The organism is Massilimicrobiota sp. An134 (assembly GCF_002160815.1).
Classification (GTDB): domain Bacteria; phylum Bacillota_I; class Bacilli_A; order Erysipelotrichales; family Coprobacillaceae; genus Allocoprobacillus; species Allocoprobacillus merdigallinarum.
Genome location: NZ_NFLH01000032.1, coordinates 19,356 through 27,764 on the forward strand (window position 1 = coordinate 19,356; position 8,409 = coordinate 27,764).

The window sequence follows — 8,409 nt, forward strand, 5'->3', positions numbered from 1 at the left end:
ATTTTATAAGGTTCTATTACTTGCTTTTTTTTGTTGTATTTCATTGTATATTGATGTAGAATATCATAGAAAACGTATAAGGTGGTGTAATATGAAATTAAAATATAAATCTTCTTTGTTTGTAATAAAAGCAGCTATTATTGCTTTTTTTGCAACGTTACCAATGTTTTTTCAATTGGAAGTCAATTCATTTCAAGAGATATGTAAATATCTAGGAGTTAAGAATGATATACATATATTAGATTCTTACTTAAATAAAATAAGATTTCTTATTGGAGATTTTTTAATGTCTTTTGATGGGAGTTCTGTTGCATTTTTAGTAATCTTTATAATTTTTATATGCTTATATTTAAAATTTAATAGTATTGCAGATAGGAAACTAAAAAAATGTATTATAATTCCATCATTACTATTTGCATTTTTTGAAGTATTTGGTGAATCGTTTGCAAAAACAGATAGTTGGAATTTGGTTTTTACTAATTATAGAACAGTTTTGAAGGGTTGTGTTTTATTTATAGGATATACCTCTTTTTTCGTTATTATATTGGGGTTATTGTTTTATTATTTAAGTACGAAAAAATTATTCCATACTCAATTACAGGAAAAAGATTGGTTTACTGCAAATAAGAAATCTTTTTTTGTAGTTATGGGTATAATATTGCTATGTTGGTTACCTTCTCTTATTTTCAATTTTCCTGGTATTACTAACTATGATTTTTTTGATATGTTAGATAGTTTTTATGGAGTTGAAACATATAGTTTAAGAGCAGTCACATTAATTGATCCATCTGTAACATTAAATAATAATAATCCTGTTTTACAGACATTGTTAGCAGTTGGGTGTATGAAAATAGGAAATATATTGCATCTTCCATGGTTAGGGTTAATGATTTTCTGTTATGGGCAAGCTTTAATGTTTGCGGCAGTATTGTCTTATGTTATATATAAGTTGGCTCAATTGGGAGTTCATAAATACATAAGAGTTGGTTTGGTTTTATTGTTTGGATTAGTCCCAGTTAATGCTAATTATGCTGTCACGACCTTAAAAGATGTCAATTTTGCTTTTGTGTTTGTATTGTATTTATTATGTCTTTTAGAGATGGTTAGATCTCCTGAAATATTTTTCAGAAATAAAAAGAAGCTTATATACTTTTCGGTAATAAATCTAATTTTAATGTTATTAAGAAATAACGGAGCTTATGTTTTAATACCAACAGATATTGTGTTATGTATTTATTTTAGAAAATATATTAAACAAATTATTTTCCCAACATTTATACCAGCATTTGTATTTGTTGTTATTATTTCTAATGTTATTTATCCTTATTTTAAAATTGCGCCTGGAAGTAAAAGAGAAATGTATTCTGTACCTTTTCAACAAACAGCTAGATTAGTTAAGGAATACGGTGATGAAATCCCCGAAGAAGACAGAATAATCATTAACAAGATCTTAAATTATGATACAATAGACGAAAGATATCAACCAGAGTTATCTGATAAAGTAAAGGCAACATACAAGAAAGATGCAACAGCTGAAGAAATGAGAGATTATTTAGGCGTTTGGGCAAAATGGTTATTCATTCATCCAGAAGTATATGTTCAGGCAACTATGAATAATTGTTATGGATATTTTTATCCTGAGGCAAAAAGCTGGATTGCCTATACTGAAATTACTCCACCAGGTAAACGATATGGTGTTTCGAGTCCAGAAGTTTTATCAACAGGACGTCGTATTGTTAATGAAATACCAGAAATAGTTCGTGATATACCAATCCTTGGTTTAACTGAAAGTATTGGTTTTTATACATGGCTAATGATTTGTAGTATTGCTTATTTGATATATATATCAAAAAAATCTGTAATATTAGTTTATACACCTCTTATAGTATTATTGTTGACATGCATGGTTTCACCAGCAAATACTATGATGAGATATATTTATCCATTAATTTTAGGAGTACCAATATTGATTGCATATATTTTGCATATACAAAATGAAGAAGGAGATGTCAATAATGTCTAAAATCTTAATTATCATTCCTTGTTATAATGAAAAGGAAAGTATATTAAAAGTTATAGATTCTATTAAGAAATTAACTATCTCTGTTGATTATATTGTTATCAATGATTGTTCTACAGATAATACCTTGGATATCTTAAAAAAATCAAATGTAAATTATTTAGATTTACCAGTTAACTTAGGTATAGGTGGTGCTGTTCAATCTGGATATAAATATGCTAAAGAAAATGATTATGATATTGCTATTCAAATAGATGGAGATGGACAACATGATCCACAATATATAACAGATTTGATTAATCCAATTTTATCAAATGAAGCAGATGTATGTATTGGATCTAGATTTATTAAAAAAGAAGGATTTCAATCTTCGGCATTGCGTAGATTAGGAATAAATATTCTTAGTACATGTATATCAGTATTTTATAAAGAAAAAGTTTATGATGTTACAAGTGGATATAGAGCAGTTAATAAAAATTTAATTGATATTTATGCTAATGATTATGCTCAAGATTATCCTGAGCCAGAAGCTCTTGCCACAGCTATTTTATTTCATCAAAGAATCAAAGAAGTCCCTGTTATTATGAACGAAAGAATCGGAGGACAAAGTTCAATACATAGTTTTAAATCTATCTATTATATGTTAAAAGTATCTCTTGCAATTATTTTTAAACGATTTAGTCATCGAAAGGAGAAGTAGGCATGAATAGACTTTTACAAGTTTCTATGATTCTAGCCATTATTTTTTATTTCATATGTTTGTTTTCTTTATTGAGAAAAAATAAAGTTACTTTAAAATATATATTATTATGGCTTTTTACGGGATTAGTTATGTTTTTAATAGCTGTTTTTCCGGCAATATTAGAAGTACCTTTACATTTATTAGGAATTGTTGAATTCACGAATGGAGTATTTGCTTTGATTTTGTTTTTCTTAATATTAATTATTATGTTTTTAACAATTGTCGTCTCTGATTTAGGTGAAAAGCAAAGAATTTTGGTTCAAAAAATGGCAATTTATGAAAAGAGAATACGAGAATTGGAAGAAAGAGAGAAAATATCATGAAGATGTTAATATTATGTTTAGTAAATACTTTAATGATGGTATGTGGACAAATTCTATTTAAAATAGGAAGTAACGGCAAAGAAATTACTAGCCTAATTGATATGATTAGACTAATGTTTTCTCCAGTTGTATTAATTGCATTGTGTTTATATGCTGGTACAACAATGTTATGGTTATATATATTAAGTAAAGTGGATATAAGTTTTGCTTATCCTATTCAGGCATTGGCCTTTCCTGTAGTTATGATTGTGTCTGCATTTATATTTCATGAACAAATACCAATGTTAAGATGGGTAGGAGTTATTATAATTTTTATAGGTGTGTTACTTGTTGTTCAAAAGTAGTATAATAATATTGCTTTTTGTGTTATAAGAAAAAAGAGTTTAATATACTCATTGGAGGACATTTATGTTTAAAAGTATAAAATATGTATTGCAAGAAAATTTTCATAATTTGTTTAGAATTTATTCGATTTCTAAATATGAACTTCTTGCGGATATGCGAGATTCTAAATTAGGATTGTTTTGGAATTTTGCACATCCATTAATTCAAGTTTTAACATATTGGTTTGCATTTGGAATCGTTTTTCAAAAGAAAGCTGTTGCGTCATATGGTGTGACAATTCCATATATTTTCTGGATGATGGGTGGAATGGTTGTTTGGTTTTTTATATCTCCATGTATTACCAATGGATGCAATGCTGTTTTTTCAAAAGTTAATGTCATTACAAAAATGAAATTTCCTGTAAGTATTTTACCTGCTACTGTTGTTATGAAAGAATTATTTAATCATTTTTGCTTGATGGCTATTTTAGTTATTGTCTTCTTATTTGGTGGTATATATCCAAGTTTACATTGGTTTGGTTTGATTTATTATGTGTTATGTGCAATTATTTTTTCAATTTCTTTATCATTAACCACATCAGTATTAAACATGTTAGCAAGGGATACGAGAAAACTTGTTTTAGCATGTATGCGATTATTGTTATATTTAACACCTATTTTGTGGGACATTAATCAGTTGACACATATGCCAAAGTTTGTTGGGTGGATTATGAAAGCTAATCCGATTTATTATGTTGTACAAGGATATAGAGATTGTTTCTTTTATCATAAAGGGATTTTATTTTATTCACATTCGATGATTGCTTTTTGGATCATAACTTTGATTTTGTTTGTTTTTGGTAGTTGTATGATGTATAAATTTAAACATAAATTTATTGATTTAATTTAAGTGAGGTAAATCATGGAAAAAGAATATGCAATAGAATTTAAACATGTTTCTAAAATATACAATTTAAAATCAAAAGATAAGAAAAATTCAAATGATAAAAGGTTTTATGCGTTAAAAGATATTAATTTTAAAATACCTAAAGGTGAAGTTGTAGGCATTCTTGGAACAAATGGTTCGGGAAAATCAACATTGTCGGTTATTTTGGCAGGAATTAGTGAGATAGATGAAGGTCAAATGATTGTTAATGGTGAGCAGGCTTTAATTGCTATTAATACTGGATTGAATCAACAATTGACAGGTTTAGAAAATATAGAATTAAAAGGAGCATTGCTTGGTTTATCAAAGAAACGTATACAAGAAATTACAAAAGGAGTTATTGAATTTGCTGAGATTGGTGATTTCTTATATCAACCAGTAAAAAAATATTCAAGTGGTATGAAATCAAGATTGGGATTCTCTATTAATCTGTGTTTAGATCCTGATATTTTAATTGTTGATGAGGCTTTATCGGTTGGTGATAAAGGATTTGCACAAAAATGTATTAATAAAATGAAAGAATTAAAAAGAACTGGTAAGACTATCGTCTTTATATCACATTCCTTACCACAGGTTAGAGATTTTTGTGATACTGCAATGTGGATAGAAGGCGGAATGTTAAAAGAGTATGGTGATATTAAAGATGTTTGCGATCATTATGCTGAATACGTTGATTATTATAATTCTTTGGATAATGCTGGTAAGAAAAAAGAACGTGATGAGAAATTTAATAAAAGAATTATCCCCCATGTTAAAAGAAGAGGAATTTTTGATAAAATATTTGGATAGTGAGAAAAGAGGTATATCTAAAAATGAAAAGAGTTATTACATATGGAACATTTGATTTATTCCATGTTGGACATTTGAATATTCTAAAACGTGCTAAGGAGTTAGGGGATTACTTAGTTGTTGCAGTCTCAAGCGATGCTTTTAATGCTATAAAAGGAAAAAAATGTACTATTCCTGATACTGAAAGAATGCAAATTGTAGAAGCAATTAAATATGTTGATGAAGTCATTCCAGAAAATTCATGGGATCAAAAAATAAATGATATAAAAACTCATAATATTGATGTTTTTGTTATGGGTGATGATTGGAAAGGAAAATTTGATTATTTAAAAGATTATTGCGAAGTTGTTTATTTGCCAAGGACGCCTGATATTTCTACAACACAAATAAAAAAAGATTTGAAGTTGAAATAAAGTTCGCATAGAAAGGATGTTTATAGTGAGTGATATAAAAGTTTCAGTTATTGTTCCTATTTATAATGTTGAGGAGTATTTGCCTCGTTGTATTGATAGTTTAATCAATCAAACATTAGATAGTTATGAAATTATATTAGTCAACGATGGATCACCTGATCAATCACAAAAAATAATTGATAAATATCAAAAGATGTACCCTGATAAAATTGTAGGGTTGATTAAAGAAAATGGTGGACTATCTGATGCAAGAAATTATGGAATTCCTTATGCAAAAGGTGAATATATTTCATTTTTAGATAGTGATGATTATGTGGATTGTACATTCCTAGAAAAAATGTACAATAAAGCTATTGATACCCAATCACAAATTGTTGTTTGTGGATACTATGGAGTCAATGAAATAAATGGAACATATAGATGGTTACAAAAAGGTAATATTGATATTTATAATCAAAGTGTGTTGGAATGCCCATCTTTAATCCATTTAAATGCTCCATATGCTTGGAATAAAATATATCATAGATCATTATTTGAACAGACAAAATTTTTATTCCCAAAAGGATGGATTTGGGAAGATATACCTACTATATATCCTCTTTTAGCAAAAGCAAATAAAGTATCTAAAATTGATGAACCATTAATTTATTATGTTCTTAAAAGAAAAGGATCTATTACAGCAACTTATTCTCGCAAGCAACTGCAGTTATTCCAATCATTACAATTGTTGAATGAGCGCTTTAAAGAATTGAATTTATTTGATCAATTATATGATGAATTATTATTTATTAATATGAGACATATCATATTTAGATTTAAAGAATTTCATAAGTATAAAGATGCAAAAATGAAAATATCTTTTGTGACTGAAGGATTTAAACATTTAAATAAATATTTTGCTGACTGGAAAAATAATCCGTATTATTTTACATTTTATGATGTGGGTAAACCTGTTAAACAATTCTTTATGAAGAAAAAAATTTATTGGTTTGCTTCCATATTAGTTCCTAATACAATTCATAAGATTTGTGCTAAGATAAAAAGAACTATGAAAAAAGCAAGAAAGATTTTTTCTAGAAATAATCGAGTGAAGTATTCTTATGCATATCATTATAAACATAGTGAAATTATTGAAAATACAGTATTATTTGAGTCGTTTCATGGTACAACAATATCTGATTCACCATTTTATATGATGAGGGAATTAGCGAAAACACATCCTGAGATGAAAATTTATGTAACAACTCAAAATTATGATACACATAAAGAATTATTAGATAAATATCAAATTAATGCATCACTTGTAAAATTAAATACTAAAGAATATGCTAAGATTTTAGCAACTTGTCAATATTTAGTTAACAATGTATCATTCCCACCATATTTTATAAGAAGAAATGGTCAAAAATACATAAATACTTGGCATGGTACACCATTAAAGACATTAGGTAAAAATATGGTGGAAGGTATCGAAGATATGAGTAATATGCAAAGAAACTTTTTGCATAGTACTGATTTGCTTTTTCCAAATGATTTTACGATGGTTCATATGATGGAAGATTATAATTTGTTTCAACTTTTTACTGGTAGAGCGGTTTTATGTGGTTATCCAAGAAATACTATCTTTATGAATACGCAAGAAGCAATGAAAATAAGGGAACAGTTTGATTTAGTAGGAAAAGAAGTATTTGCCTACATGCCAACATGGCGTGGTGGACAAAGTAGTGGTGCAGTTAATGAAACATATGAAAAACAATTAAAAGATATATTAAATAAAATCGATAATGTTTTGAATGATAATCAGGTGTTTTATGTGAATTTGCACTCATTAGTTAAGGATTCTATAGATATTTCAGGATATAAACATATTTTAAGTTTCCCGAATATTGATAATTATGAATTTTTAAATTGTGTAGACATTCTTATTTCAGATTATTCAAGTGTTTTCTTTGATTATTCTATTACAAAAAAACCTATAGTATTATTTATGTATGATTATGAAGAATATATGAGTAATAGAGGAACATATTTTGATGTACGTACTTTACCTTTTGAAAAAATTTATACTATTGAAGATATGTTGGAATATATTCAAGGTAAACGAAAGAAAGTTGATCAATCTCAAGAAAGCCAAGATTATTATGATCAATTTACACAATATGATGATATTTATGCGACAAAGCTTCTCAATGATTATTTCTTTGATGGAAAAAATAATAATTTACAAGTATTTGACTATAGTTCAAATAAGTTAATAAAACATACATTATATTTTCCAAGCAAATGTTGTGAAAGAAAAGACTGTAAACAGTTAGAAGAAGTAAAGAATATGGATAATCCTATTATGTTTTTATTAAAAAATCAATTTAACTATTTGTTAAGAAAAACGTTATTAGATGATTATAATAATCATGTAAGTTATGTGGTAACGAATCCAAATATTCCATATACTTTATTTGAACGAATGAAATTATTTATATCAAAAATATTTTCTTTTATTAATATTGATTCGTTGATGCTGAGAGCATTTGATAATCTTTTACCACATATTCAGATACAAAAGATAGAGTATCGAGAGAATCCAAATAAATTTACAAGAAGGTTAGTTAATTCATATAACAGATTGAGTGATAGACTTAACAACAAGAGATAAATTATATAAATTTAAGTTTTTCAATTTCTTGTTTAAAAATAAATAACTATCATATAGGTATTTTAGACTAAAAAGTTTTAAGGGCGCTTTAAATAATCGCGGGGTTTTATAAAAAAGCTTTAAAAAAATTGTGGGGCAGAAACACCCCACTTTTATTTTAAAGGAAATTGCAGACATTCATTATTTTATTTCCTTTTTTT

8 protein-coding genes are annotated in these 8,409 nt (G+C 27.0%); all 8 read left to right on the plus strand.

Going from position 1 to position 8,409, the window contains the following annotated elements; all coding sequences use genetic code 11:
• The first annotated feature begins 91 nt into the window (after nucleotides 1-91).
• The 8 genes from B5E79_RS11005 to B5E79_RS11040 all read left to right on the plus strand — a co-directional run bounded on the left by B5E79_RS11005 (nucleotide 92) and on the right by B5E79_RS11040 (nucleotide 8,209).
• Complete coding sequence (locus B5E79_RS11005) at nucleotides 92-2,023, plus strand: DUF6020 family protein (protein ID WP_087298048.1); 1,932 nt, start codon at nucleotides 92-94, stop codon at nucleotides 2,021-2,023.
• A complete protein-coding gene (locus tag B5E79_RS11010) occupies nucleotides 2,016-2,720 on the plus strand; it encodes a glycosyltransferase family 2 protein (protein WP_087298049.1) in 705 nt (234 codons plus the stop codon). The genes B5E79_RS11005 and B5E79_RS11010 overlap by 8 nt, the downstream gene beginning before the upstream one ends.
• Nucleotides 2,721-2,722: 2 nt before the next feature.
• On the plus strand, nucleotides 2,723-3,085 hold the full coding sequence (locus tag B5E79_RS11015; protein WP_087298050.1) for a DUF2304 domain-containing protein: 363 nt from the start codon (nucleotides 2,723-2,725) through the stop codon (nucleotides 3,083-3,085).
• Nucleotides 3,082-3,429: an EamA family transporter gene (locus B5E79_RS11020; RefSeq protein WP_087298051.1), complete on the plus strand. Its 348-nt coding sequence runs from the start codon at nucleotides 3,082-3,084 to the stop codon at nucleotides 3,427-3,429. Before B5E79_RS11015 ends, B5E79_RS11020 begins: the two co-directional genes overlap by 4 nt.
• 64 nt (nucleotides 3,430-3,493) lie before the next feature.
• Nucleotides 3,494-4,318 (plus strand): ABC transporter permease, encoded by an 825-nt coding sequence (locus B5E79_RS11025; RefSeq protein ID WP_087298052.1) that lies wholly within the window; start codon nucleotides 3,494-3,496, stop codon nucleotides 4,316-4,318.
• 12 nt (nucleotides 4,319-4,330) lie between these two features.
• The gene (locus B5E79_RS11030; protein WP_087298053.1) at nucleotides 4,331-5,143 is read left to right on the plus strand and encodes an ABC transporter ATP-binding protein; all 813 of its coding nucleotides are present in this window, start codon (nucleotides 4,331-4,333) and stop codon (nucleotides 5,141-5,143) included.
• A 23-nt stretch (nucleotides 5,144-5,166) separates the two neighbouring features.
• On the plus strand, nucleotides 5,167-5,556 hold the full coding sequence (gene tagD / locus B5E79_RS11035; protein ID WP_087298054.1) for a glycerol-3-phosphate cytidylyltransferase: 390 nt from the start codon (nucleotides 5,167-5,169) through the stop codon (nucleotides 5,554-5,556).
• A gap of 25 nt (nucleotides 5,557-5,581) precedes the next feature.
• Entirely contained in the window at nucleotides 5,582-8,209 is a 2,628-nt protein-coding gene (locus tag B5E79_RS11040) for a bifunctional glycosyltransferase/CDP-glycerol:glycerophosphate glycerophosphotransferase (RefSeq protein WP_158095500.1), read from the plus strand.
• Nucleotides 8,210-8,409 lie beyond the last annotated feature (200 nt).

Coding starts and splice junctions, on each gene's coding strand:
- B5E79_RS11020 (WP_087298051.1), top strand. CDS start 3,082: ATGAAGATGTTAATATTATGTTTAGTAAATACTTTAATGATGGTATGT.
- B5E79_RS11005 (WP_087298048.1), top strand. CDS start 92: ATGAAATTAAAATATAAATCTTCTTTGTTTGTAATAAAAGCAGCTATT.
- B5E79_RS11025 (WP_087298052.1), top strand. CDS start 3,494: ATGTTTAAAAGTATAAAATATGTATTGCAAGAAAATTTTCATAATTTG.
- B5E79_RS11010 (WP_087298049.1), top strand. CDS start 2,016: ATGTCTAAAATCTTAATTATCATTCCTTGTTATAATGAAAAGGAAAGT.
- B5E79_RS11030 (WP_087298053.1), top strand. CDS start 4,331: ATGGAAAAAGAATATGCAATAGAATTTAAACATGTTTCTAAAATATAC.
- tagD (WP_087298054.1), top strand. CDS start 5,167: ATGAAAAGAGTTATTACATATGGAACATTTGATTTATTCCATGTTGGA.
- B5E79_RS11015 (WP_087298050.1), top strand. CDS start 2,723: ATGAATAGACTTTTACAAGTTTCTATGATTCTAGCCATTATTTTTTAT.